This window comes from Polyangium sorediatum (assembly GCF_029946465.1).
Classification (GTDB): Bacteria; Myxococcota_A; Polyangia; order Polyangiales; family Polyangiaceae; genus Polyangium; species Polyangium fumosum.
Map to the genome: position 1 here is coordinate 25,832 of NZ_JARZHI010000057.1, position 22,313 is coordinate 48,144.

20 protein-coding genes are annotated in these 22,313 nt (G+C 68.0%); 14 read left to right on the forward strand and 6 right to left on the reverse strand.

Translation table 11 applies throughout. The features are described from left to right. Positions 1-120: 120 nt before the first annotated feature. Entirely contained in the window at positions 121-1,122 is a 1,002-nt protein-coding gene (locus QHF89_RS38005; protein WP_136972344.1) for a fatty acid desaturase family protein, read from the forward strand. A 10-nt stretch (positions 1,123-1,132) separates the two neighbouring features. Here the strand turns inward: QHF89_RS38005 and QHF89_RS38010 are convergent, their stop codons facing one another. Then, positions 1,133-1,915 carry a c-type cytochrome gene (locus QHF89_RS38010; protein ID WP_284721450.1) on the reverse strand — a complete coding sequence of 261 codons (783 nt, stop codon included), beginning with the start codon at positions 1,913-1,915 and terminating at the stop codon, positions 1,133-1,135. 159 nt (positions 1,916-2,074) lie between these two features. Between QHF89_RS38010 and QHF89_RS38015 the strand changes: the two genes are divergently transcribed. The 4 genes from QHF89_RS38015 (at position 2,075) to QHF89_RS38030 (ending at position 6,173) form a co-directional block, all read left to right on the forward strand. After that, a complete protein-coding gene (locus QHF89_RS38015; RefSeq protein ID WP_284721451.1) occupies positions 2,075-2,713 on the forward strand; it encodes an immunity protein Imm33 domain-containing protein in 639 nt (212 codons plus the stop codon). 58 nt (positions 2,714-2,771) lie between these two features. Further along, positions 2,772-3,401 (forward strand): thiamine biosynthesis protein, encoded by a 630-nt coding sequence (locus QHF89_RS38020; RefSeq protein WP_136972346.1) that lies wholly within the window; start codon positions 2,772-2,774, stop codon positions 3,399-3,401. A gap of 152 nt (positions 3,402-3,553) precedes the next feature. Beyond that, on the forward strand, positions 3,554-5,083 hold the full coding sequence (locus QHF89_RS38025; protein WP_284721452.1) for a hypothetical protein: 1,530 nt from the start codon (positions 3,554-3,556) through the stop codon (positions 5,081-5,083). A gap of 34 nt (positions 5,084-5,117) precedes the next feature. Continuing rightward, a complete protein-coding gene (locus tag QHF89_RS38030) occupies positions 5,118-6,173 on the forward strand; it encodes a type IV pilus twitching motility protein PilT (protein WP_136972347.1) in 1,056 nt (351 codons plus the stop codon). A 17-nt stretch (positions 6,174-6,190) separates the two neighbouring features. Here the strand turns inward: QHF89_RS38030 and QHF89_RS38035 are convergent, their stop codons facing one another. After that, positions 6,191-7,102 carry a CBS domain-containing protein gene (locus QHF89_RS38035; protein ID WP_136935142.1) on the reverse strand — a complete coding sequence of 304 codons (912 nt, stop codon included), beginning with the start codon at positions 7,100-7,102 and terminating at the stop codon, positions 6,191-6,193. A 136-nt stretch (positions 7,103-7,238) separates the two neighbouring features. On the opposite strand from QHF89_RS38035, the gene bioB reads away from it, so the two are divergent. The 5 genes from bioB (at position 7,239) to QHF89_RS38060 (ending at position 14,093) form a co-directional block, all read left to right on the forward strand. Beyond that, complete coding sequence (gene bioB / locus QHF89_RS38040) at positions 7,239-8,246, forward strand: biotin synthase BioB (protein ID WP_136972348.1); 1,008 nt, start codon at positions 7,239-7,241, stop codon at positions 8,244-8,246. A 563-nt stretch (positions 8,247-8,809) separates the two neighbouring features. Beyond that, the gene (locus QHF89_RS38045) at positions 8,810-9,223 is read left to right on the forward strand and encodes a GFA family protein (protein ID WP_136972349.1); all 414 of its coding nucleotides are present in this window, start codon (positions 8,810-8,812) and stop codon (positions 9,221-9,223) included. Between the two features lie 192 nt (positions 9,224-9,415). Then, positions 9,416-10,072: a phosphatase domain-containing protein gene (locus tag QHF89_RS38050; protein ID WP_284721453.1), complete on the forward strand. Its 657-nt coding sequence runs from the start codon at positions 9,416-9,418 to the stop codon at positions 10,070-10,072. A gap of 89 nt (positions 10,073-10,161) precedes the next feature. Further along, complete coding sequence (locus tag QHF89_RS38055; protein WP_136972351.1) at positions 10,162-10,578, forward strand: hypothetical protein; 417 nt, start codon at positions 10,162-10,164, stop codon at positions 10,576-10,578. Between the two features lie 167 nt (positions 10,579-10,745). Beyond that, positions 10,746-14,093 (forward strand): FG-GAP-like repeat-containing protein, encoded by a 3,348-nt coding sequence (locus tag QHF89_RS38060; RefSeq protein ID WP_136972352.1) that lies wholly within the window; start codon positions 10,746-10,748, stop codon positions 14,091-14,093. 40 nt (positions 14,094-14,133) lie between these two features. Here QHF89_RS38060 and QHF89_RS38065 read toward each other — a convergent pair whose 3' ends face one another. The 4 genes from QHF89_RS38065 to QHF89_RS38080 form a co-directional block, all read right to left on the reverse strand. Continuing rightward, positions 14,134-15,039, reverse strand: a complete 906-nt coding sequence (locus QHF89_RS38065; RefSeq protein WP_136972353.1) for an MbnB/TglH/ChrH family RiPP precursor modification enzyme — start codon at positions 15,037-15,039, stop codon at positions 14,134-14,136. 4 nt (positions 15,040-15,043) lie between these two features. Further along, positions 15,044-15,862, reverse strand: coding sequence for a PqqD family peptide modification chaperone (locus tag QHF89_RS38070; protein WP_136972354.1), 819 nt, complete (start codon positions 15,860-15,862; stop codon positions 15,044-15,046). A gap of 634 nt (positions 15,863-16,496) precedes the next feature. Then, positions 16,497-17,879, reverse strand: a complete 1,383-nt coding sequence (locus tag QHF89_RS38075; protein WP_136972355.1) for a hypothetical protein — start codon at positions 17,877-17,879, stop codon at positions 16,497-16,499. Positions 17,880-17,958: 79 nt separating this feature from the next. After that, on the reverse strand, positions 17,959-18,882 hold the full coding sequence (locus tag QHF89_RS38080; RefSeq protein ID WP_284721454.1) for a LysR family transcriptional regulator: 924 nt from the start codon (positions 18,880-18,882) through the stop codon (positions 17,959-17,961). 83 nt (positions 18,883-18,965) lie between these two features. Between QHF89_RS38080 and QHF89_RS38085 the strand changes: the two genes are divergently transcribed. The 4 genes from QHF89_RS38085 (at position 18,966) to QHF89_RS38100 (ending at position 21,797) form a co-directional block, all read left to right on the forward strand. Continuing rightward, the gene (locus QHF89_RS38085) at positions 18,966-19,436 is read left to right on the forward strand and encodes a GFA family protein (protein ID WP_136972357.1); all 471 of its coding nucleotides are present in this window, start codon (positions 18,966-18,968) and stop codon (positions 19,434-19,436) included. Next, positions 19,433-20,128: a type 1 glutamine amidotransferase domain-containing protein gene (locus QHF89_RS38090; protein WP_284721455.1), complete on the forward strand. Its 696-nt coding sequence runs from the start codon at positions 19,433-19,435 to the stop codon at positions 20,126-20,128. The genes QHF89_RS38085 and QHF89_RS38090 overlap by 4 nt, the downstream gene beginning before the upstream one ends. 132 nt (positions 20,129-20,260) lie before the next feature. Then, positions 20,261-21,181 (forward strand): alpha/beta hydrolase, encoded by a 921-nt coding sequence (locus QHF89_RS38095; protein ID WP_136972359.1) that lies wholly within the window; start codon positions 20,261-20,263, stop codon positions 21,179-21,181. Positions 21,182-21,281: 100 nt separating this feature from the next. Further along, on the forward strand, positions 21,282-21,797 hold the full coding sequence (locus QHF89_RS38100; protein WP_136972360.1) for a DUF7691 family protein: 516 nt from the start codon (positions 21,282-21,284) through the stop codon (positions 21,795-21,797). Positions 21,798-22,313: the final 516 nt, after the last annotated feature.

Sequence of the window (22,313 nt, forward strand, 5' to 3'; positions counted from 1 at the left end):
GCGTAGCTTTTTGCGCAGCCAAGAAGCCCTTGCGGACCTTGCCTCGGCGCGCGAGGTTGGATAAGAGCACGCGCACCGAAGCTTCTTCTTCGCCCGGATCCACGGGTCACCTTTCGGACCATGCAGGGAAACGAGCTCGTCGCCGTCACGCGGCCCTTTGCCTCCGAGAATCGGGCCCGCAGCGTTTATCACGTCGCCTCGACGTTCGTGGTCCTCGCGCTCGCGACGGCCGTGGCCGCGGCCGCGCCGTACAAGCCGCTCCGGATCGTCGGCAGCGTGATCGAGGGCCTCGTGATCGTGCGCGCGTTCATCCTGGCGCACGACTTCCATCACGGCGCGCTCCTGCGCAAGTCCAAGGTGGGCAGCGTGATCTTCGGCCTCTACGGCGCGCTCGTGCTGACGCCGCCGCGGGTCTGGCGACAGACGCACAACTACCACCACGCGCACACGGCGAAGATCGTGGGCGCGCAGATCGGCTCGTACCCGGTGATGACGGTGGAGATGTGGAAGCGGGCGCCGCGCAGCAAGCGGATCGCGTATGCGCTCGCCCGCCACCCGCTGACGATCCTCTTCGGCTACGTGACGATCTTCCTCGCCGGGATGTGCATCTCGGCGTTCCTGCGCAATCCGAAGGAGAACTGGGATTCGGCGGCGGCGCTCGTGCTGCACGCGGCGCTCGTCGCGACGATCACGTATTTCTTCGGCTGGGAGATGACGCTGCTCGTCCTCGTGGGCCCGCTCTTCATCGCCTGCGCGCTCGGCTCGTATCTCTTTTATGCGCAGCACAACTTCCCGGGCGTGCACATGCAGCCGCGGCAAACCTGGACGTTCGCGCGCGCGGCCGTGGAGTCGTCGAGCTTCATGCGCTGCGGGCCGCTCATGAGTTATTTCACGGGGGACATCGGGTATCACCACGTGCACCACCTGAACGCGGCGATCCCGTTCTACCGGCTGCGCGAGGCGATGGCCGCGATCCCCGAGCTCCAGGTCGAGCCGCAGACGAGCCTGTCGCCGCGCGACATCGTGCAATGCTTCTCGCTGAAGCTCTGGGACCCGCAGGCCGGCAAGATGGTGCCGTACCCGAAGGACGCACCGCCGGAAGAAGTGGCGGAGCCGGCCTGATCGGTCGGGACTAACGGGCCATGCGGCGGACGTAGGCCCGGAGCGCCTGCACGTCGGCGTCCGTGAGATCGGTGTTCGAGGGCATCATCATGCTCTTGCCCACGGCGCGGCCGCCCTCGCGGACGATGCGCTCGATCGATTCGTCCTTCGTGGCCGTTTGCCATTCCGGATCGCCGAAATCACGCGGCCGCGGGACGAGGTTCACCGCGGCCGGTCCGTCGCCGCGCCCGTTCACCCCATGGCAGGGGGCGCACCGGAGTTCGTAGAGCTTGCGCGTCTCTTCGAGCGCGGCGCCCGTGAGCGCCTGCCGCGGCGCCTCCGGCTCCACGGAGAGCCGCGCGAGGGGGCGGGCATAAGGCATGAAGGGCCAGGGGATCCCGACGAGGAGGCACACGATCGCGAGGCCCGCGCCCCACGCCGCGCGCTTGTGCTTGTCGGCGTCGCTCGTGCTTCGACGCACGCGCACGCGGCCGACGTGCGCGCAGGCGAGCGCGAGCACCATCGAGAAGGCGTGCTCCACGAGGAAAAACCGGAGCGCCGAGGAGCGCATCGCGCCCGTGGGATCCTGGAAGGCGAGGTGCGTCATGGGGCTCAGCCACAGGTACATCACGAGGCCGAGCGTGATCTGGAGGTCGAGCGCGGCGACGAAGAAGAGGCCGAGGCGGTCGTGGAAGCGCTCGTACGGGCCGGAACGCGCGCGCGTGCGGGCCGACGCGACGGCGGCGGCGAGGCCGAGCCCGAGGACGATCCAGCGGAGCCACGAGTGGAGCGTGAGGACGATCGGATAGAGCATTCCCGCGGCCGCACCTTGCCACGCGCGCGCCTGTTCGGAGAGGACGATCGAGCGGACGCGGCGGCGAACGTCGGGCCGATCGAGGCTTCGCCGGGCTTGCAGAGCGGAGGGCGAGAGGCGCAGACTCGCGCCCGCCCGAAGGGGCGCGGAGGGCAGTCGGTGGGACGTTCTATCGAGGTCTCGGCAGGGATCGGGGGCACGACGGTCGTGGCCCGGTGTGCGTCGGAGCAGGCGCTCGAAGCGCGCACGATGATCGAGCGGGGGTTCGGCCCGCTCGCCGGGCGAAAGCCGGGGCTCGAAGGCGCGGTGGTCGTGTTCGGCTGGGCCGCCTACCGGCTCGAACGGCGCGAGGGCCAGCTCCTCGTGTGCGAGCCCGACTTCGACGAGGATCCGCGGCGGTTCCGGCCGGACGTGACCGCGTCGCTCCGGGTCGTGGCGCGGCAGGTGGGGCTCGTGAAGATGCTCGGGATCAAGCCGGAGGGGTGCCGCTTCGACGACAAGATCGTCGCGGATCGGGCTGCCCTGCGCGCCCCGGCGGTGTACTTGCATCGGACGGGGACCGCGAAGGGCGGGGACTCCGGCTGGTACATGGGCCGCGCGGAGGCCAAGGAAAAACCGTCCCCCGAGGAGCTCGCCGGGTTCATGAGCTGCGGGCTCGTGCGGCTCGGCCGCGAGCGGCTGCTCGACGTGCTGGCGCTGCCCGTCGGGTACATCGCGCGATTCGACGGCGATACGCTCCTCGGGATCGCCGACGCGCGGAGCCGCGAAGTGTATTCGCCGAAGCGCGGGCGGGGCTGACCGGCCTCTCGTCCGTGGCGCTTGGCAGGACCTCCGAGGCGCGGTAAGCCGCCGGGCCATGCCGGACTCGATCACGCGCCCGAGGAGACCGTGGACCGTGCTTTTCGTGGCGACCCTCGCCGCGTGCAGCCGCGGATCCGCGCCGTCGGAGGTCTCCTCGCCGTCGGGTGGTTCGTCGGGGTCGACCGAGGCGGCCGCGGGCGCGCCGGCATCGGCGAACGCGCCGCCGCGGAGGAGCCCGCGGCTCGACGAGCCGCGATGGCAGCGGGCGATGGATGACGATCCGGCGGGGCTTCAGGCGCTCGCGGACGCGCTCGGCGCGGCGGGGCTCGTGGAGGCGCTCGGGGATGGAGGGGCGATCCTGAAGACGGCGCTGCTTGCCTTGCCGCTCGCGGACGACGCGGATCTCGCGCTCGGCGCGCTCGGCAAGCGGGCGCTCGCGGCGACGGACGAGGAGCGAGGGCCCACGCTCGAAGCCGTCCTCGGCGTGGCGGGCCGGCCCGCGACGGCGCGGGAGCCGCTCGATCCGGAGGGCGCGTCGGAGGCGGGCGCGGCCGTGCTCTCGATCGCGGCGAATTCTGCGCTCCCACGCGAGCACCGGGCGCTCGCGGTCTCGGCCGCGCGGGCGCTCGCCGAAAAGAAGATCCTCGACCCGGCGAAGATCCCCGGCGATCTCGATCCGCCCTGATCCGAAAACCCTGGAAGACACGGAGCGCCAGGGTTTGGCGCGCCGACCGGGCTTTCCATTCGGGCGGGCAAGCACATTTCTGGCAGCTTCGCGCCTGATATCGATGCGGGTCGCGCTTGAGTGGAGCGGGTTTGCCGGGCGAAGCTCCGTGCATGACAAACGGATGGACCCTTCGCCGTGGGGTCGTGGCGGGGGTTTTCGGAGCGACGCTCCTGGTCTCGTCGAGCGCATTCGCCACGACGTATCAGGTCGGGCCGGGCAAACCCTATACGAGCGTGAAAGCCGTGGCGTCGCTGCTAAAGCCGGGCGACGTGGTGGAGGTCTCTGGGAACACGACGTACGCGGGCGACGTGAAGCTCACGAAGTCGGGGACGAATTCGAACAAGATCACGATCCGGGGCGTGCGCGTGAACGGCAAACGCCCGGTGCTCTCGGGCGGGACGAACACGCTGGAGGTCGGGGCCGACCATTACGTGATCGAGGGCTTCGAGGTGGTGGGGGGCAGCTCGCGTTGCGTGTTTCACCGCGGGCACGACATCACGATCCGGGACACGGCGGTCCACGATTGCCCCTCGCACGGCATCCTCGGGGCGATGGACGGCTCCGGCTCGCTGACGCTCGAATACGTCGAGGTGTACAAGGCGGGGGCAGGCGACAAGCGCCACCCCATTTACATGGACACGGACGAGCACGCGCACCCGGGCGCGGTGTTCCGGATGCAGCATTGCTACGTACACGACGGCCTGGGCGGGCACGCGGTGAAGAGCCGGGCTGAGCGGAACGAGATTTATTACAACTGGATCGAGGGCGCGTATTACCGGGAGCTCGAGCTCGTGGCGCCGGACGGCGAGGCCGAGGACGTGGCGCGAGAGGACGGCGACATCGTGGGGAACGTCTTCCGCAAGACGGGGACGTTTTACACGGTGCGGATCGGGAGCGACGCGACGGGCGGCTCCACGAACGGCCGCTACCGCTTCGTGAACAACACGTTCCTCCTCGCGCAGGGATCGAAGCCGGTGGTGGAGATCTTCTGGGGCATCGAGAGCATCGAGATGCACAACAACGCGTTTTATCGGGTCGGGGGAGGCGTGGTGTCGATCCTGAAGCTCACGGACGTGGAATGGGCGGCGGGCAAGGTGGTGATCGGCGGTCAGAAGAACTGGGTGCCGCAGGGGAGCACGGTGCCGACGCAATGGCAGGGGACGATCCAGGGCACGAATCCGAAATTCGCGGATCTCGCGGCGTTCGATCTGCGTCCCGCGGCGGACAGCCCTTTGCTTGATGCAGGCGCGGCCGCCCCGGCGAGCCCGGCCGGGTTTCCCTTCCCCTCGCCGCTCGTGACGCCGCTGTTTGTGCCGCCGGCGAAGAAGGTCGTGGCGAACGCAGGGCAGCTCGGTCGGGTCCCGGCAGGCGCGATCGATATCGGCGCGTACGAGGGGGCAGGGCTCGGCGGGGGCAAGGAAGAGGCGGGAGCGGAGGCGGAAGCGGAAGCGGGAGCGGAAGCGGGAGCGGAAGCGGGAGCGGAAGCGGGAGCGGGAGCGGAAGCGGAGGCGGATGTCGGCGAGGAAAACGCCGCCGGCATTGCGTGCGCGGTCGGGCCCGGACGAACGACGGGCGCGGCTTGGATGGGCGCGCTCCTTTCAGGGATGGCGCTGCTTTGGGGGAGGCGGCGGCGGGGGTGAGGCTTCGCCCGACTTGCGTTACCTTGACGCCCCCGTGACCACTCCCTACGCGAGCGAGGCGTTCCTCCACCAGATCCTGGCCAAGGCGCAAGCGGCCCAGGCGAGCGACATCCACCTGCGCGTGGGGCAGCCGCCCGGGGCCCGGGTGCACGGAGACATCGTCTACTTCCGCGCCGAGCCCCTCAAGCCCGAGGACACCGAGGCCGTCGCGCGGCTCGTGCTCGCCCGGCGGCCCGCGATCGTCGGCGCGCTCGGATCGCTCCGCGAGGTCGATGTCTCCTACGAGGCCGAAGGCCTCGGGCGCTTCCGCGTCCACGTCTACCTGCAGCGCGGGACGATCGCCCTCGTCCTGCGGCTGATCCCCGCGAAGATCCCTTCGTTCGAGGCGCTCGGCGTGCCGCCCGCGGCGCGCGGGTTCGCCGACAAGAGCCGCGGGCTCGTGCTCGTCGTGGGCGCCGCGGGGCAAGGAAAGACCACGACGCTCGCGTCGATGCTCGCGCACATCGTCGAGGCGCACCCGCGGCACGTGGTCACTGTCGAGGATCCGATCGAGTTCGTGCACGAGGGCGGGCGCGCGACCGTGAGCCAGCGCGAGGTCGGCAGCGACACGGAGTCGTTCGCGTCGGGCGTTCGCGCGGCCCTCCGGCAGGATCCGAACGTGCTGCTCATCGGCGAGATCCGCGACGCGGCGACGATGGACGCCGCGCTGCAAGCGGCCGAGACCGGGCACCTCGTGCTCTCGTCGCTGCCCACGCCGGACGTGGGCCGGACGGTGGGGCGGCTCCTCTCGATGGGCCCGACGCCAGAGGAGACGCGCGAGCGGCTGAGCGCGTGTTTGCAGGGGATCGTGGCGCAACGCCTGCTCCCGCGACGCGAAGGAGGTGGGCTCGTGCTCGCGTCGGAGGTGCTCGTCGCGACGGGCGCGGTGCGCGGCGCGATCGAGCGTCCGGAGGGCAACCCGTCGCTGCGTGAGCTGATGGAGAAGGGCGTGACGCCCTCCGGGATGCAGACGTTCGTGATGCACGTCGAGCGCCTCGTCGCGGAGGGCCTCGTGCATGCGGACGTCGCGCGCGCCGCGACGCAGCTTTAGTCCCGAGGGGGAGTGTTCTAGCCGGCGCGGCGATACGGCATCGGCGGGAACAGATCCTTCATCGCGGCGGGCAGCTCCGAGCGGACGTCCTCGATCTCGCCTGCGGAGACGCTGTCGGCGATGACCTCGCACGTCGCGTAGAGCACGTCCGTCGCGGCCTCGGGCGAGAGCTGGAGCGCGCGGCGCAGCTCCGCCTCGATCGTGTCGGGCGTGATGCCCTTGTTCGAGCCGCCGAGCGTCGCGTCGAGCTGCGGGACGAGCTTCGACGGGAGCTGCGCGAGCAGGTGCTGCGCCTCGTCCTCCGTGAGGCGGCTGCACAGGTTCGAGAGCACGATGAGCAGCGCGCGCTCGGCCTGCTCGCGCGTGGAGAGGCCCGTCTGGCGCATGCAGGCGTGCAGGAGGCGCCCGTACGTGTTTTCCGCGCGCGCGGCCCGGCGCTGGCGCGCGCGTTCGCCGCCGCGGCCCGGCGTCACGCCGGCCGGGCTCGTCGCGCCCGCAGGCTTGAAGCGCGCGGCAATTTCGAGCTGCGTGGTGATGATCGAGCGGGCGGTGTCGAGGTCGACGGCGCGTTCGAGGACGAGGTCGTCGAGCGTGACGATGCCGACGGGCCGGCCCGCTTCGAGCACGGGGACGCGGCGGCAGGCGTGCTCGCGCATGACGCGCACGACGTCTTCGATCGTGTCGTCGATGTCCACGGGGGTGACCTCGTCGCTCATGACGTCGCGCAGGGGCGTCGTGCGCGGGTCGAGGCCGGCCGCCACGACGTCGAGGGCGAGGTCGCGGTCGGTCGCGATGCCGACGAGGCGCTGGTCCTCGACGACCAGGACGGCGCCGACGTGGTTGTCGGCCATGGCACGGGCGGCCTCGTAGGTCGTGGAGCGGGGGTGGAGGACGATCAACCGGGGGCGACGGTAGCGATCGAGGGACATGGGGCACTCCTCTGCGGTTTTTGCCGAGAAGAACGTGCCAGATCGATGCCAGTCCCCGGGCGCGCGAGGGGGCGCGCTCGGGCGGGCGGGGGTGATGGCTTTTCGCGCGGGCCTTTGTCGGCTACACCGGCCGGCCATGACCGAGGCTCACCCCTTTGCCGCTCCCATCCGCCACGACTGGACCGTGGACGAGGTCGTCGCGATTCACGACCTGCCGTTTTTTGCTTTGATGGACCGCGCGCGTGGTGTGCACCGGGCGCACCACGTCGATGGGGAGGTGCAGCTCTGCACGCTGCTCAGCGTGAAGACGGGCGGCTGCCCCGAGGACTGCGCGTACTGCCCGCAGTCGTCGCACCACGAGACGAGCACGTCGCCGGAGAAGATGCTCGACGTCGACGGGGTGCTCGAAGCGGCCGACCGCGCGAAGGCCGCGGGCTCGACGCGCTTCTGCATGGGCGCGGCGTGGCGCGAGGTGAAGGACGGCCCGGCGTTCGACCGGGTGCTCGACATGGTGCGCGGCGTGAAGGAGCGCGGGCTCGAGGCGTGCGTGACGCTCGGGATGCTCACGGAAGAGCAGGCGAAGAAGCTGAAGGACGCGGGGCTCGACGCGTACAACCACAACCTCGACACGTCGCGCGAGCACTACCGCTCGATCATCTCGACGCGCACGTACGACCAGCGGCTCGTGACGCTGCGCAACGTGCGCAAGGCGGGGATCACGGTGTGCTCGGGCGGGATCATCGGGATGGGCGAGTCGGTGCGGGATCGCGCGGCGATGCTCGTCGAGCTCGCGCGCCTCACGCCGCACCCGGAGAGCGTGCCGATCAACGCGCTCGTGCGGGTGGCGGGCACGCCGCTCGAGAGCCTGCCGCCGCTCGATCCGGTGGAGTTCGTCCGGATGATCGCGACGGCGCGGATCGTGTTCCCGAGGAGCATGGTGCGTCTGTCGGCGGGCCGAACGGACCTGTCGCGCGAGGCGCAGATGATGTGCCTCTACGTGGGAGCGAACTCGATCTTCTACGGGGACAAGCTGCTCACGACGCCGAACCCGGAGGCGGACGAGGACACGGCGCTCATCCGGGACGCGGGGCTTTCGGCGAGGAAGCCGTCGGTGGGGATGGCGGAGGCGGCGGCGGAGGAGTGAGGGAGGGCGAGGGCCCGCGTGTCAAGCCTTTTGGCGGACACGCGGGCGGCCTGGCGATCGACACATCAGGCCGCAGGGGGCTACCCAGCGGGAGGGGTGGTCATGCGGTGGCGGTCGAAGGGCATGGTTTGGCGGACGGGCCTGCTTCCGAGCCTCTTTGCAGTGGCGTTCCACATGCCGTTGTCCCTCGGGTGCTCTTCGCCGGAGAGCCCGGAAGGCCCCCGTCCCATCCCATCAGCACTGGCGACGCAGGATGTGCCCCCGTCGAGTCCACCGACCGCATCCGCACTTCCACCACCTGCATCCAAAGACGAGCCCTCGCGCCAGCGACGTTCGGAGCATTGGGTGAGCCGCACCTCGCGGTGCTGCGGTGCGCTTGGCCATAATGCCAAGGCCGCCCCGCAGGCAATGAAAGTGGAATACCTGGCGGCAAGGCGCGTCTGCGACAAGTTTATCGACCAATTGGTGCCTGAAATAATTGTCTAACGTGGCACTGCTGCGCGCGGTGCTTCGCGCTGCGGCTCATCCGTGCGTTGGGCGCCGGAAACCAAAGAGGAGAGATCATGTCGCTCACAGGTGGTTGTTTCTGCGGAAAAGTTCGATACCAGATCGATGCCCCGCTTGGACCAGGGCGCTGTTGCCATTGCTCGCGATGCAGAAAAGCATTCAGCGGGACGGGGTCTGCTTATGCTGAAGTCGTGCCGGGGTCCTTCTCGTGGCTCAGCGGGGAAGACAATCTCACCCTCTATGAAACGACGCCGGGATGGGGCATGGGCTTCTGCCGGACCTGTGGAAGCACGCTGTGCGGCATGTCCGGAGCGAAGGTGCACGGCGTGACGCTCGGCAGCGTGGATGGAGATCCCGGCGTTCAGATCGAGATGCATATCTTCGTCGGTTCGAAGGCGCCCTGGGATCACATCGGGGGAGATGCCCCTCAGTACGACGCGTTTCCTCCCCAGATGCCGCCGAACGGATGAGCGGCACATCCAGCCATGGAAAATGGGCGTTTCACGACAAGGGCGGCGGTCTGAAGGCGACTGGCGCCGGCGCCCATTTCGCTCAGGCGGGTGCTCGTCCCTGAATCCCCGTCTCGTTCGCCGGACGTCCCGAGCGGCGCGATGAAGTACGTCTTTTTCTTCCTCCTGCTGGCTCTCGCGCAAGGCGTATGCGTGGCGCTGCTCGCGCATCCCGCTCGTCATCTCCTGCTGTGGCCCACCCTCTCCTGTGTCGTGCTCGCCTACGCGTACGCGAGAAATCGCCCGCATCTGGTCCTCGGGAAGTCGAGCGACGGACGCATCTCCTGGTTTTGGACGTCGCTGAACCTCCCGTGGTTGCTCTTTACCTGGACGACCTGGATTGTCCTCGCGGTCTTTTCTCGGGAGTCGCGGGTGAGCCGGCTCGAAGGGACGAACATCCACCTCGGTCGTTGGCCGCTCCTCGGGCCAGACTTGTCGAGGTTCGACGTCGTGGTGGACCTCGCGGCCGAGTTGCCGCGCTGGTACCGTTTCGCCCATCGATACGAGGCGCTCCCGAATCTCGACGGCATGCCGCTGGTGCACGACACGCCCCGCGTGGAGATCGGCCCCGATACCGTGGTGCTGGTGCACTGTGCTCAGGGACATGGCCGCACGGCTTCCTTCGTCGCGCTTCTTCTGTGCCGTAGGGGCATCACGAGCACGGTCGAGGAGGCGATCGCGTTGATCCACGACGGTCGCCCGCTGGCGAGAATGTCTCGCTCGCAAAGGAGGGCCGTGGTGGCGAAGTTGAACGTGCAGCCGCCGGCCGATGACGCCGGCCGCGAAGAAGAGAAAGGGGCACGCGAATGAGAACACATCACGCATGGATCCTCGCTGGTCTGGCGCTGTTCGGGTGCGGGGGAACGGAGGGAACGGAGGGGACGGAGGGGACGGAGGGAATGGGAAACACGCAGGGGACGACCCTCACGCTGGCGCACGAGCCCCTGACGCTTGACGAGCCCGCCACGGCGCACATCACGCTGTGGGGCTACGATTCCAGGCTCGCCGACGCGAGCGCCACCGCGATCCGGCGCTACACGCTCGAGGTCACAGCGCTGCCCGTCGACCTCGAGCTCGACATTCCGGCGAACCCCCATTCGCTGATCGATCAAGGCGTCGGGCCGGTCGCGCGCGAGGATGCGGGATTTTACTTCTCCCTGGTGGTCGACGTCGACCGCGACGGGCAGCAGTGCGAGAAGGACCTCGTGCAGGACTTCGATCGCAGCGACTTCACGTCGTTCGATGAAGAGCCGCCGCAGACGTACAAGGTCTTCGTGAAAGAATACGGCTCCTCCTGCACGCCGATCGACGATTAGCCCAAGCTCACGATCCTGCCTGACGCCCGACGCTGGGCCGCTCGAATCTCCGCCGGCCCACAGCAGAAGGTCACTGTCTGCGCGATTCTTCCAGCGTGGCTGCAACGCCTTCCCTCCGCGATTGACGTCCGGATATGCTCGCGTCGCCGCGAGGCCACGAGCGAACCATGAAGCATCGGCACGCCTTTCTCTTGCTCTCGTTCTTCCCTGCAATCCTCGGCGCTTGCGTCGAGCCCGAGCCCCCCGGGTTGCCGACCGCCGTCGAGGATTGTAAAAACGGCGTGGACGACGACCGCGACGGTGACGCCGACTGCGCGGACGACGATTGCGCAGAGGAGCCCGCGTGTGCGCCGCCCGTCGAGGATTGCGCAAACGGCGTGGACGACGACGGTGACGGGGCCGTCGACTGCGCGGATACGAGCTGCGCGGGCCAGGCTGCCTGTGGAGGCACCTGCGGCAACGGCGCGCTCGACGCGCAGGAGGCCTGCGACGGGGCGCTGCTCGATGGCAAGACCTGCCAGGACCTCGGCTTCGACGCGGGACAGCTCGCCTGCTCGCCGAACTGCGCGCTGGACACGGCGGGCTGTACGAAGTTCGTCTGTGGCAACGGGGTGAAGGAGGGCGCCGAGGTCTGCGACGATGGCAACACGCAGAGCGGCGACGGCTGCCGCGGCGATTGCACGAGCCTGGAGGCGTGCGGCGACGGCGTGCTCGACATGGGCGAGGCCTGCGACGATGGCAATACGCAGAACGGGGACGGCTGCCGGGCCGATTGCCAAGGCGTGGAGCAGTGCGGCGACGGCCAGCTCGACGCGGGCGAGGTCTGCGACGACGGCAACACGCAGGGCGGAGACGGCTGCCGCGCCGATTGCCAGGGCGTGGGGCAGTGCGGCGACGGCCAGCTCGACGCGGGCGAGGTCTGCGACGACGGCAACACGCAGAGCGGAGACGGCTGTCGCGCCGATTGCAAGGGCGTGGAGCAGTGCGGCGACGGCGTGCTCGACGCGGACGAGGTCTGCGACGACGGCAATACGCAGAGCGGAGACGGCTGCCGCGCCGATTGCCAGGCCTTCGAAGCGTGCGGCAACGGCGTGCTCGACGCGGGCGAGGTCTGCGACGACGGCAACGTGAAGAACGGGGACGGCTGCCGCAGCGATTGCAAGGGCGTGGAGCAGTGCGGCGACGGCCAGCTCGATCCGGGCGAGGTCTGCGACGACGGCAATACGCAAAGCGGAGACGGCTGTCGCGCCGATTGCAACGGCAAAGAGGTCTGCGGCGACGGGCTGCTCGATCCGGGCGAGGCCTGCGACGACAAGAACATGGTGAGCGGCGACGGCTGCGACGCGGATTGCAAGCCCACGTTCTCCACCTGCGGCGATGGTATTCATCAGACCGGTGAAATCTGCTTTGCGCCGCAGCTCGATTGGGTGTTCCCCGATCGCCCCTACATGATGAGCCTGGTCGACCACGACGGCGACGGCGATACCGACATGCTGGCGAGCTACCAGACCTCGAACTTGCAGATCCTGCCGCGCGGCGCGGGCTACCAGTTCGGGCCGCGCGAGACGCTCTCCCTGGACGCCTCGCCCAGCACGTTCCGGCTGGCCGACCTCGACGGCGACGGGGACCTCGACATCGCCTCGCTCACCGAGGCGCCCAATGGCTACCTGCGCCTGCTCCAGCAGCAGTCGGACGGTTCGTTCGTCGTCGCCAACGCGCTCGCCGGCGTGGGCCAGATGCCCGGGGACATGGCGCTCGGCGACGTCGACGGCGACGGGGACGCGGACATCGTGGTGTGCAGGACTTCTACGAGCGGCGTGCTCGTCTACAAGAACCAGGGCCTCTTCCAGCTCTCCGCCCCGCAGAGCCTCACCACCGGCGCGACGCCCAAGCAGGTGGTGCTCGCGGATCTCGACGGCGACGGCGACACGGACATCGCCACCGTCAACAAGGGCGACGACTCGGTCAGCCTGATGCGCAACGAGGGCAATGGATCCTTCGCCGCGACCGTGAAGATTCCCGTCGGCACGCAGCCCCTCTCGCTGGATGCCGCGGACCTCGACGGCGACGGCGACCTCGATTTGATCACCGCGAACCTGGACTCCAATAACCTCACGCGCCTCTACAACCAGGGCGGGGGGACCTTTCACGCCGTCCCCCTGTCCCTGGGCGTGCGGCCGGTGGACACCGAAATCGCCGATTACGATGCCGATGGGTGGCTGGACATCGCCGTCCGCATCGGCCCGACCCTCGACGTGGGCCCGCTCGATGAGGTGCGCATTCTCCGGAACGACGGCGGAGGGGGCTTCGCGCCGAAATCCGCCTTCCTCACGGGCGCGTCGATCTACATCAGCGAAAATGGTCGTCTCCGGGCCGCCGACGTGGACGGCGACGGCGACGTGGACCTCGGCATGACGAATTGGCTCTCACGAGACGCCAGCATCGCGCTCAACGAGGGCGGCGGGGTCTTTTCCGTGAGCGTCGTGAGCTCCTTTGCCCAGGCCCCGGACGGCGCGCTCCCCGCCGACATGGACGGCGACGGGGACATGGACCTCGTTTTCTCCGGCGTCAATTTCGACGATACCTTGACCGTCCTTCTGGGGGATGGCGCAGGCCACTTCGCCTGGCGGGAGACGCAGGCGCTCCCTGGCGATCCAGGGTTTTCCCAGAGCTTGGATCCGGCCGCCATCGGCGACGTGGACGGCGACGGGGACAATGACGTGGTGGTCACGCGCGGCACGCAGGGGGCCACCATCATGCTCAATGACGGCACGGGTCACCTCGTCCCCGGCACGACCGCGGCGCTCACCGGGACGCCCCGCGCCGCTGCCCTCGCGGACGTGGACGGCGATGGCGATCGCGACCTCCTGCTCGCCTACGCCAGCGCGAGCGGGATGGCCGTGCTCCGCAATGACGGCACCGGCGTCTTCGGCGCGCAGGTGAGCTTCGGCGGGGGCGAGGGCGCACGCTGGCTTTCGGTGGGCGATTTCGACGGCGACGGGGACATCGACGTGGCCACCACGAATCCGAGCGCCGACAGGGTGAACCTCTTCCGCAATGACGGCACGGGCAGCTTCGCCGTCGCCGCGACCGTGACCGTGGGCGATCAGCCGACCGAGATCGTCGTGGGCGACATGGACGCCGATCAAGATCTCGATCTCGTGGTGCTGAGCCAGGGCAGCACGAGCCAGGTCCAGGTCCTGACGAACGCGGCCGGCGTCTTCACGGCGGGGGCGCCGGCCACGCTCGGCAAGCCCGTCGAGCACATCTCGCTGGGGGACGCGGACGGGGACGGCGACCTCGACCTATTTGCCGTGATGCACTCGTACGACCTGGCGGAGCTGCGGGTGCTTCGCAATGCGGGGGGCGGTCAGCTCGGCCCGCCCATCGCGTTCGCGATGGGCGGCGCGTACGCGCAATCGCTGCGCGCGCTCGACGTCAATGGCGACGGGCACGCGGACGCGGTGGTCTCGAGCGGCAACAGCGCGATCAACGTGGTGCTGAGCGTGCCTTGAGCGGCGAAACCGCCTGCTCGAGTCATCGGCAGCGTTTCGCTCATGGGACTCCCTCCATGGCGTCGCGTGGAAGTTTTGGCCTTGGAGACTCGAGCCGCGAGGCCGCCTCTCTCTGCTTGCGCGCCGTCTCCAGGATATCCCGCGCCTGGGTCACCTCCAGGAGCAGCTCCTCTATCGGCGGGTAGTTGTCGTCCCGCTCGATGATCACGCCCTTGATGTCGGTCCGCAGCGCGAGCGCCCGAAGCACGTCCCAGCTCCCCTCTTCGACCGCATGGGAGTGCGAATCGAAGAGCAGCCCGTCCGCCCGAACGCCGCCGGCCATGTGCACCTGGATGACCCTGTCGAGCGGTATCTGTTCGAGGAAGTGAATGGGATCATAACCATGGTTGGTCGCGTTGGTGTACAGGTTGGTCGCATCGAGGAGGAGCCCGCAACCCGTGCGCTCCACGACTTCGTTCAAGAGATCCGTCTGGGAGAGCTCGCCTCCAGGGATGTCGAAGAAATAGGTTATATTCTCGACAATCAACAGCTTGCCCGTGTGGTCCTGTACGGTCGAGATGTTGCGCACGACGCTCTCGAGGCTCTTTCGGGTGAGCGCGACCGGCGAGAGGTGTCCGAGATCGATGCCTGGTGCGGAGGTGACCGCCAGATGATCGCTGTAGTAGGGAGCGCCGGTCACTTCGAGAACTCTCTTGATACACCGCAGGTATTCCGTCGTAGGCGGTGCCGTCGAACCGACCGAGAGCTGGAGCCCGTGCGGCACGCAGGGCAGGAGGACACGGAGCGCCGCGAGCTCGTCGAGCTGGCGCGGCGTCATGAAATGCTCCGTCGTGACCTCGATGAAATCGATGGCGCCCCGATGCGCCAGGATGTCTGATTTGATGCGGCGCCGAAATCCGAGGCCGGAGCCGAGGTAAGGGATCGCATGCGTGGAGGACTGCGACATTGCTTTAGCTCCTGAGAATCCCCATCGACGCCATGTGTCCCAGCGCCTGAATCAGATCCTCCGTGAGGCCCTCGATGGCAAGCTGCTGTTCGAGCTCAGCGACGATGCTTCGTACGGTCCTCACGCCGTCGCACAGGTCGAGCAGGCTCCCCAGAGCCTGGTTCACCTCGAAGACGCGCGGAGAGGAAGACCCTGCCAGATGTTGGAATACGATCCAACCCGGGGCCTCTTCGATGCGGCTTGGGAGCTCATCGTGTCGCAGCGATGCGACGATGTCCGTGATGTTGTACTCGAATTCGCCAAAATAAACGCCGCTCTTCACGGCGGGGCAGGCGTCCATTGAAATGTCGCCGGCGGGCGCCCCGACGTCCTCGACGTCCTCGTCCGCTCGCGTCGGCGGGAACCCGGCCGCGCAAAAGAGGCGCTCATACCGGGCGAGCTCCGCGGCGTATGTCGGGACCTCCTCATCCCCCCGGAGCGCCTCTTCCAGAAACGTGCCAAAGTCGGCGAGGTACTCCTGCGTGGAGGCATGAGGTCTCGCCGGGAAGAGCTGGTAAAATCGATCGGTATAACGATCCATTGCAGCGGGGACGAGGCGGCCTGAGAGCGGGTAGTTCTCCAGGACCCGCTCGAGTCGTTTTCCCTTCAAAGAGGCCGCGAACGTTTCGAGCATGTCGCGGTCGATCTCCGTGACAGCCCGGCTCTCTTCCGGCGAGAGCGTGTACATCTGAAGCGTTTTTTCTGGAGCGATATGGGACAACATCCGAAAACAATCGTCCGTGTACAGGCGGACGAGGTAATGCTGCATTTCGCTCAGGCTCACGAGCCACCTCTGCCATTCCGGAGGAGGAACGAACGGCTGCGCCCTCATGGTGTCGCGCAACTCCTTGTGCGGCAGGTCCAGGGCGCAGCCGCTCCCTTCACGACGCTACGCTAGGTCCCTTTTGATTGCTGAACACTCGCAACTGCAGGATTCCCAGTCGGGTGTTTTCTGCGTGCCTGCCGCAGCGTTCACCTTGGTCGAGACCTCTTTGATTTGGAAAATGTTCTTGCGCGTGGACACGTGATGCCTCCTTTGAAACGCGCGATTGGCCGCGCGAATTCACCGGTGCTTTCGATTCATCGAGCCATCGACGGCTTCGTCAAGGACGAAGGCAGCCTCATCCCCGGACTTTTCGGAGCACGGATGCGGTGCTTGTTCCATGCCTTCATGGCCACCCTTCTTGAATGACGGCCTCGGCGGCCCCCTCGGGAACGGCAGCGAGCGGCGGCTCTCACGGCGGGCGCGCGAGGTTCGTGCAGCCGGGTGGGCCGCTTCGCGTCGAGCCTCGGCCACTTTGGTCGTTTGCTCCGCGGTCGCAGCAATGCCTTCCGTCGACTGGCCCTGCCAGACGTGACGTTCCGGCTGCTCATGCGCGCAGAATCCGGGTCCCCAGAAAGCGACCCGCCCGCAGCCGTCAGAAGGGCACGTCGCTGAGATTGCGAGGGAGATCCGCGAGCTTCGTCTCGGGGAGGGCCGAGAGCTTCGGGGACGCGATCGCCCCGCGGATCACCATCTCGAATTTCTTCCGGCGCGCGGGGTCGAAGATGCGCAACGCGGTGCCCGCCGAGACGGCATATCCCCCCAGCATGCACGCCTCGGCCCAGACGAAGCCGGTGTCGTAGCTCCATGCCATGGTGTCGCCGTCGAAAGCGACGACCTCGGTGCCTTGGGCCGTCACGAGGAAATGGCCGAGCCAGCCCACGAACAGCGTCTCGGCCATGCGCTTCGGAGAAGCGCCCGCCGCGACCGGGAACGCGTGCGACTCGTAGACGAGCCCTTCATCGAAGGAGGTGCGGTCGAGGCCGAACCCCATCCGGGTGCCGTCGGCAGACAGTTGGGAGCTCATGATCTCGCCGCTGCCGACGCGGACCGACACGACGAGCTTGGCGGGGCTCGTGTCGAAGACGTCGATCTGCGAGCCCAACGTCACCGCGAAGCGCCCGCCCGACGCCGAGGTGGAGAGGGACGCGCGGAGGTGTCCGTTCGTCGGAGCGGGCGGCCGAACGAGCGCCGTCACCTGCCCCGTGAACAGGTCGAGCTGGGCCAAAAGCCCGTCACCCCCCGCCAAGAGGCCCGTGCTGCCGTGGACCTCCACATCATAGCCGCGCCACGTCGCGCCCGGCACGTCGACGGGGTGCACCGTCTTATGCGCCAGATCCCAGACCTGGGGAGCGTATCCGTCCGCTGCGAGGACCACCCTTTCGTCGCCACTCCAGAGGACACGCCCTCTCTCGACAGGCCCGCCGAACGCAGAGGACATGATTTCGGCCCCGGTGGTGATATCGAGCACGCGCGCCGCGCCGCGGGCGTCGACCCAGGCGAGCAGGCGCTCGTTCGGGCTCTGGTTGAAGGCGCGCGCCTCTTCGCCTTTCGCGAGACCCTTGTGGAAGGTCGTTCGCAAGCGCGAGGTCTCCCGAACCGACAGGCCGCTGCGGGTGCGTATGGCGAGGTACGTGCCGCGGGCGGAGAATTTCGGATCTGCGTCCAGCGGGTCACTGGGACGGAGCGACATGCACACCGGCGTCTGCGACGCGAGATGCACCACGCAGAGCGGTGCAGACGTCCCCACGGGAGCCCCACCCTGCCATGCGACGAGGCGCGTCCCCTCGGGCGACAGATCCACCCGGGAGAGCTCGAAGGGCGGCGTGTCGTCGGGCGGAGGCGCGGGTGTTTGGGGCGGCGGCGTCGAGGCGGCCGCCGCAACGAGGGGAGGCGGCGAAGGGGGCGCCGGGCTGCTCGCGCATGCGGAGACGGCAATGGCGATCGAGAGGAGCCGGGGCAGGGGACGCGCGTGCATTGTTTTCGGCGGGCAGCAGGGCAGGAACCCACCGCGGCGTCAAGCTCTGCCGCGGTGCCCCTTCGCTGGGCTCGCAACGTCAGGCCGAACCGGTATTGGCGACCTCCTCCACGAACCCGCGGAGCCACATGTTTGCCGGGTCCGACTCTGCGTGCGCGTGCCAGTAGAGGTGAAGCTGCACGGCTGGCAACGCGAACGGCAACGCGCGTCGCGAGAGCGCGTGGACCTTCCCGACCTCGCCCGTCAAGCGTCGTGGCGCGGTCAGCACGTCGTCCGAGTGAGCGACCACGCGGAACGCCGAGTCGTAGCTCTGGCAGCGCACCACCACGCGCCGCTCGACGCCGAGTTTCCGCAGCGCGTGATCCTCGAGCACGAGCCCCGTCGCTCGACTCGACACGAGGACGTGAGACGCCGCGACGTACTGCGCGACCGAAAGCTTCCGCCGAAGGGGGTGCCCCTCTCGCACGACGAGGCAGAGGTCGTCGTCCAGAACGCGACGGTGTCGTACCGGCTCGTGGACCGGCATGAAGACATCAAAGGCGAGGTCGATCTGTCTGGACGCGAGTTCACGCGCAATGGCGGAGCGTTGGTACGCGACGCTCGCCAGCGTGGCCAGTGGTGCCACCGTTGCGAGCGCGCTCCGGAGCTGAGGCAGGAGCATCGGCTCGATGGAGTCGGGCATCCCGACGCGAAACATCAGCGTCGTCGTGGAAGGCTCGAACGCTCCCCACCGATGGAGGAGCCCGCGCAACTGCGCTAGCTGTTCGACGAGCGCGGGCGCCATGCGCAGGCACGTCGCCGTGGGCACCATCTCGGTCCCTTCTCGCGCGAAGAGCGGGTCGTCGAGGTGCTCCCGGAGCCTTCGCAGCGCATGGCTCACCGCCGAAGGGCTCAGCGCGAGCACGCGCGCCGCCCGCGTCAGGTGCCGTTCCCGGAAGACGGCCTCGAAGACGCGGAGCAGGTTGAGGTCCATCGTGTCGAAGCGATCATGCACGCGATGCATCGAGGTGCATGAAATCCTATCACTTCCTTCATCGGGACGTCTCAGCGCAAAGTTCACGTCCCCCCAACCAGCGGACATCGGCCATGACAGAGACGCTCCAGCAACAGCAAGCGGCCTGCGAATGCGGCGCTTGCCAATTCGAGGTCGGTGCAGCGCCGGCCGTACGTTTCTTTTGCCACTGCACGATCTGCCAAGCCTACAACGGCAAGCCGTTTGCCGACGTGACGGTGCTTCGCGCCAAGCACGTCGACGTGAACGACATGAGCCAGATTGCGTTCAAGAAGTACCGCCCGCCCCCGAACATCAACCGCGGGCTCTGCAAGACGTGCGGCAAGCCCGCGATCGAATTCGTTGGCTTCGGCCCGGCGAAGATCATGTTCCTTCCGAGCATCACCTTCAAACGGCAGGAGCTCCTCCCGCCGCCGGTGATGCACATTTTCTACCACCGGAGGCTGAGCGACGCCGCCGACGACCTGCCCAAGTACAGCGGCTATCTGCGCAGCCAGATGGCTGTCGGCGGACGGCTCATGCGGCTGTTCGGATGGGGCAAATGAGCAAGACCAAGCGCATTCTCCACGTCGTGAGCAACGTGGACCACTATGCTGGTCGGTCGACGCTGACCGGCTTGTGGCTCTCGGAGTTGACGCATGCTTATGACGTCTTCGCCGCGTGCGGCTACGAACAGCGTTTGGTCAGCCCGAAGGGAGGGCGGACACCTCTCGAGCCCCGTTCGCTCAAGTGGCCGCTCCTCGACGCGTCTGCCAAAGCGCGCTGGGCAGATCCCACCTGGTCGGCGCTGCTGTCGTCCACGGCTCGGCCCGACGAGATCGACGCCGCAGCCTATGACGCGATTTATTTCACCGGCGGCCACGCCGTCATGTGGGACTTCCCCGACGACGAGGCGCTCCAAGCTCTCACGCGCGACATCTACGAGCATGGAGGGGTCGTCTCTTCGGTGTGCCACGGCTATTGCGGCCTGCTCAACACGAAGCTCTCGGACGGAAGCCTCCTCGTCGCAGGACGGCGCGTCACGGGGTATTCGTGGTGGGAGGAAGTGCTCGCCGGCGTGGCGAAGATGGTGCCCTACAACGCCGAGGCGGAGATGCGCGCGCGCGGCGCGCGATACGAGAAGAGCATCGTCCCGTTTCTCTCGAAGGTCGTTGTCGATGGGAGATTGGTGACGGGCCAGAACCCTTCCTCCGCGAAGGCGACGGCGAGGAGCGTCGTGTCTCTCCTGTCTTCGTGATCGCATGAGATGAGCTCATGCTCACCTCCGGGCACGGGGAAGCGGGGCGCTTCGGTGGTTGCCGGCGCCGGCGTGTCGGAGCCGCGGACCGGCGTCACACTTTGGGTCTGCCGCGCGATGGAGGAAGGCCCCATGAAGCCGCCTCACCCGCTCGTGCCTTCGTCGTCACGGTTCACCAAACGTTTGCTCGTGCTCCTATCGGTTGCGCTTCCCTGTGCGGCGAGCTGCACGGAGGCGGGGCGCGACGGCTTGCTCGGTCCCGATCATGCGCGTGCGCCCGAGGCGGCCACGGCGGCGGCGCCGCAAGGCGCGGCGGTCGCGGGCGCGGTCGGTGCCGTGGGTTCGGCGAGCGCGGCGGGCTCCGCGAGCGCGAACGCCTCCGGCCCACCGGCGGGCCCCTCCGCGCCTCCACCGGGCGCTGCCAGCGCACCCGCGGGCCCGGCCGTCGTCGAAATGCTCCCTGTGCCTGGCGACCTGCCGGCGTCGATCGTGAAGAGCGCGGATGGGCGCCCGCCGCGCATCGTCTTTTTGCCCGGCGTTTGTTCGAATGCGGGCGCCTACCTATGGGGTTTTGCAGAAGCGGCGCGCGCCCACGGCGGAGCCGTTGCGATCGACGGCGATCGGCCGTGTGGGAACGCCCAGGATTTTCGCAGCATCACCTCGGATCCAAGCCACGAGGAGCCGCGCATCCAGGCGGCGCTCGCCGCTGCCGGTCACGCGACGCCGGCATCCGCCGATATCGTTTTGATCGGCTATTCGCTGGGCGCGACGCTCATCGAGAACCTGGTGAAGGCGTCGCCCGAACGTTATCCACGCGTGGTGCTCATCGGCTCCCCGCGTGATCCGCGGCTCGATCCGCTGAAGGGGGCTCGCGTGGTGGCGACGATGTCCTGCTCGTTCGACGTTCCGGGGCGCATGAAGCGCGCGGCGCGGATGTTCGAAGGGGCGGGCCTCCGGTCGTCGTATTTCGAGATGCCCGGGTGTACCCACGGCAATCTGGCGGAAGGGGATCGTGTGTTTTCGGAGGTGCTCACGTGGATTTCGAGCGGCTAGCGGCCAGGGCCGCGGCGTGGCTCCCGGCGCATCCACCTGAGCGCACGTCGAGGGCGACCCGACGAGGCCATCCGCCCCCGCTTCGTGATATGTGCCGTGCATGGGAAGCAACACCACAGCGGTCGCCGTCGACATCGATCGGGTGAAAGCGGCATGGGGCTCGAACGACGCGGGCCTCCGTGCGCGCGTCCTCTCGGCACGGTACAGCCAGTATCTCGCGACGATCGACGATCCGAGCGCGGGCGCGCTCGACGAAGTCCTCGCCGGCGCCATCGGCGATCACGAGCCGTCGCAGTACGCCTACGCGGTGGTGGCGTTGATGCACACGCTCGGGACCCGGCTCCCGGGCGAGGTACGCAGCATGAAGGCGATCTTTGGCATCGACGACGTCGACAGCCCGGACCTCAACTACCCCGATCAAACCTGGCCCCTTCCCATTCCCAACACCCCGGAGTACCCGCTTCTGACCATCATCCCCCGGGACCGGCTCGCAGCGCTCGCCGCCAAGATCCCTCCCGCGCACGACCGCGAGGGCGGCGAGTTCATCGAGGTGCTCAAGGGCTGGGTGGCGAAGACGATCGAGCTCGGCGTGGATCTCGTCATCTTCGATTACTGATACTTTTTTCTGGGGGCCCTCGATGCTGATCTTCCCCCGCTCCCGTGGACAAACCGACTATGCCGCAAATGATCTTCCCCCGTCCGGAAGAGCCAATGAAGGGGATCCGAGGCTGCGGCGCGCGCGTGGCATGGCTGAAACAGCGGAATGCTGCATGGAGGAGTTGAGCAGGATGTGCGTTTCACAAAAGCGGCGGCAAAAAATAGCAACAGGGGCGCGGCGGCGGACGACCCCAGACGGCTGCTTTTACCGACAGATGGCACCAAACGTTGTACTCACAGGGGGAGCAGCACCGTCCCCAAATCTCCATCCGTCAACCGATCCATCGCGCACACGCCGACTCGATGCGCCGACTTGCGAGTATACCCATCGCGCGGCCTCATCCAGTGTCCAGTAGGACCAGTACGTGCAGCTTCCATTGCCTGGGCACCGGCAAAAGCAAGGCTCCGCCGGATAACTACATCCAGTGCTTTCAATGCTGCAAATAGCCGCACCAAGTTCGGGATGGCCCTGCGA

What these genes read in the sequence shown, in the direction of transcription:
- QHF89_RS38005 (WP_136972344.1), top strand. Translation starts at nt 121, where the DNA reads ATGCAGGGAAACGAGCTCGTCGCCGTCACGCGGCCCTTTGCCTCCGAG.
- QHF89_RS38010 (WP_284721450.1), bottom strand. Translation starts at nt 1,915, where the DNA reads ATGCTCTATCCGATCGTCCTCACGCTCCACTCGTGGCTCCGCTGGATC.
- QHF89_RS38020 (WP_136972346.1), top strand. Translation starts at nt 2,772, where the DNA reads ATGCCGGACTCGATCACGCGCCCGAGGAGACCGTGGACCGTGCTTTTC.
- QHF89_RS38025 (WP_284721452.1), top strand. Translation starts at nt 3,554, where the DNA reads ATGACAAACGGATGGACCCTTCGCCGTGGGGTCGTGGCGGGGGTTTTC.
- QHF89_RS38035 (WP_136935142.1), bottom strand. Translation starts at nt 7,102, where the DNA reads ATGTCCCTCGATCGCTACCGTCGCCCCCGGTTGATCGTCCTCCACCCC.
- bioB (WP_136972348.1), top strand. Translation starts at nt 7,239, where the DNA reads ATGACCGAGGCTCACCCCTTTGCCGCTCCCATCCGCCACGACTGGACC.
- QHF89_RS38045 (WP_136972349.1), top strand. Translation starts at nt 8,810, where the DNA reads ATGTCGCTCACAGGTGGTTGTTTCTGCGGAAAAGTTCGATACCAGATC.
- QHF89_RS38055 (WP_136972351.1), top strand. Translation starts at nt 10,162, where the DNA reads ATGGGAAACACGCAGGGGACGACCCTCACGCTGGCGCACGAGCCCCTG.
- QHF89_RS38060 (WP_136972352.1), top strand. Translation starts at nt 10,746, where the DNA reads ATGAAGCATCGGCACGCCTTTCTCTTGCTCTCGTTCTTCCCTGCAATC.
- QHF89_RS38065 (WP_136972353.1), bottom strand. Translation starts at nt 15,039, where the DNA reads ATGTCGCAGTCCTCCACGCATGCGATCCCTTACCTCGGCTCCGGCCTC.
- QHF89_RS38075 (WP_136972355.1), bottom strand. Translation starts at nt 17,879, where the DNA reads ATGCACGCGCGTCCCCTGCCCCGGCTCCTCTCGATCGCCATTGCCGTC.
- QHF89_RS38080 (WP_284721454.1), bottom strand. Translation starts at nt 18,882, where the DNA reads ATGCATCGCGTGCATGATCGCTTCGACACGATGGACCTCAACCTGCTC.
- QHF89_RS38085 (WP_136972357.1), top strand. Translation starts at nt 18,966, where the DNA reads ATGACAGAGACGCTCCAGCAACAGCAAGCGGCCTGCGAATGCGGCGCT.
- QHF89_RS38090 (WP_284721455.1), top strand. Translation starts at nt 19,433, where the DNA reads ATGAGCAAGACCAAGCGCATTCTCCACGTCGTGAGCAACGTGGACCAC.
- QHF89_RS38095 (WP_136972359.1), top strand. Translation starts at nt 20,261, where the DNA reads ATGAAGCCGCCTCACCCGCTCGTGCCTTCGTCGTCACGGTTCACCAAA.
- QHF89_RS38100 (WP_136972360.1), top strand. Translation starts at nt 21,282, where the DNA reads ATGGGAAGCAACACCACAGCGGTCGCCGTCGACATCGATCGGGTGAAA.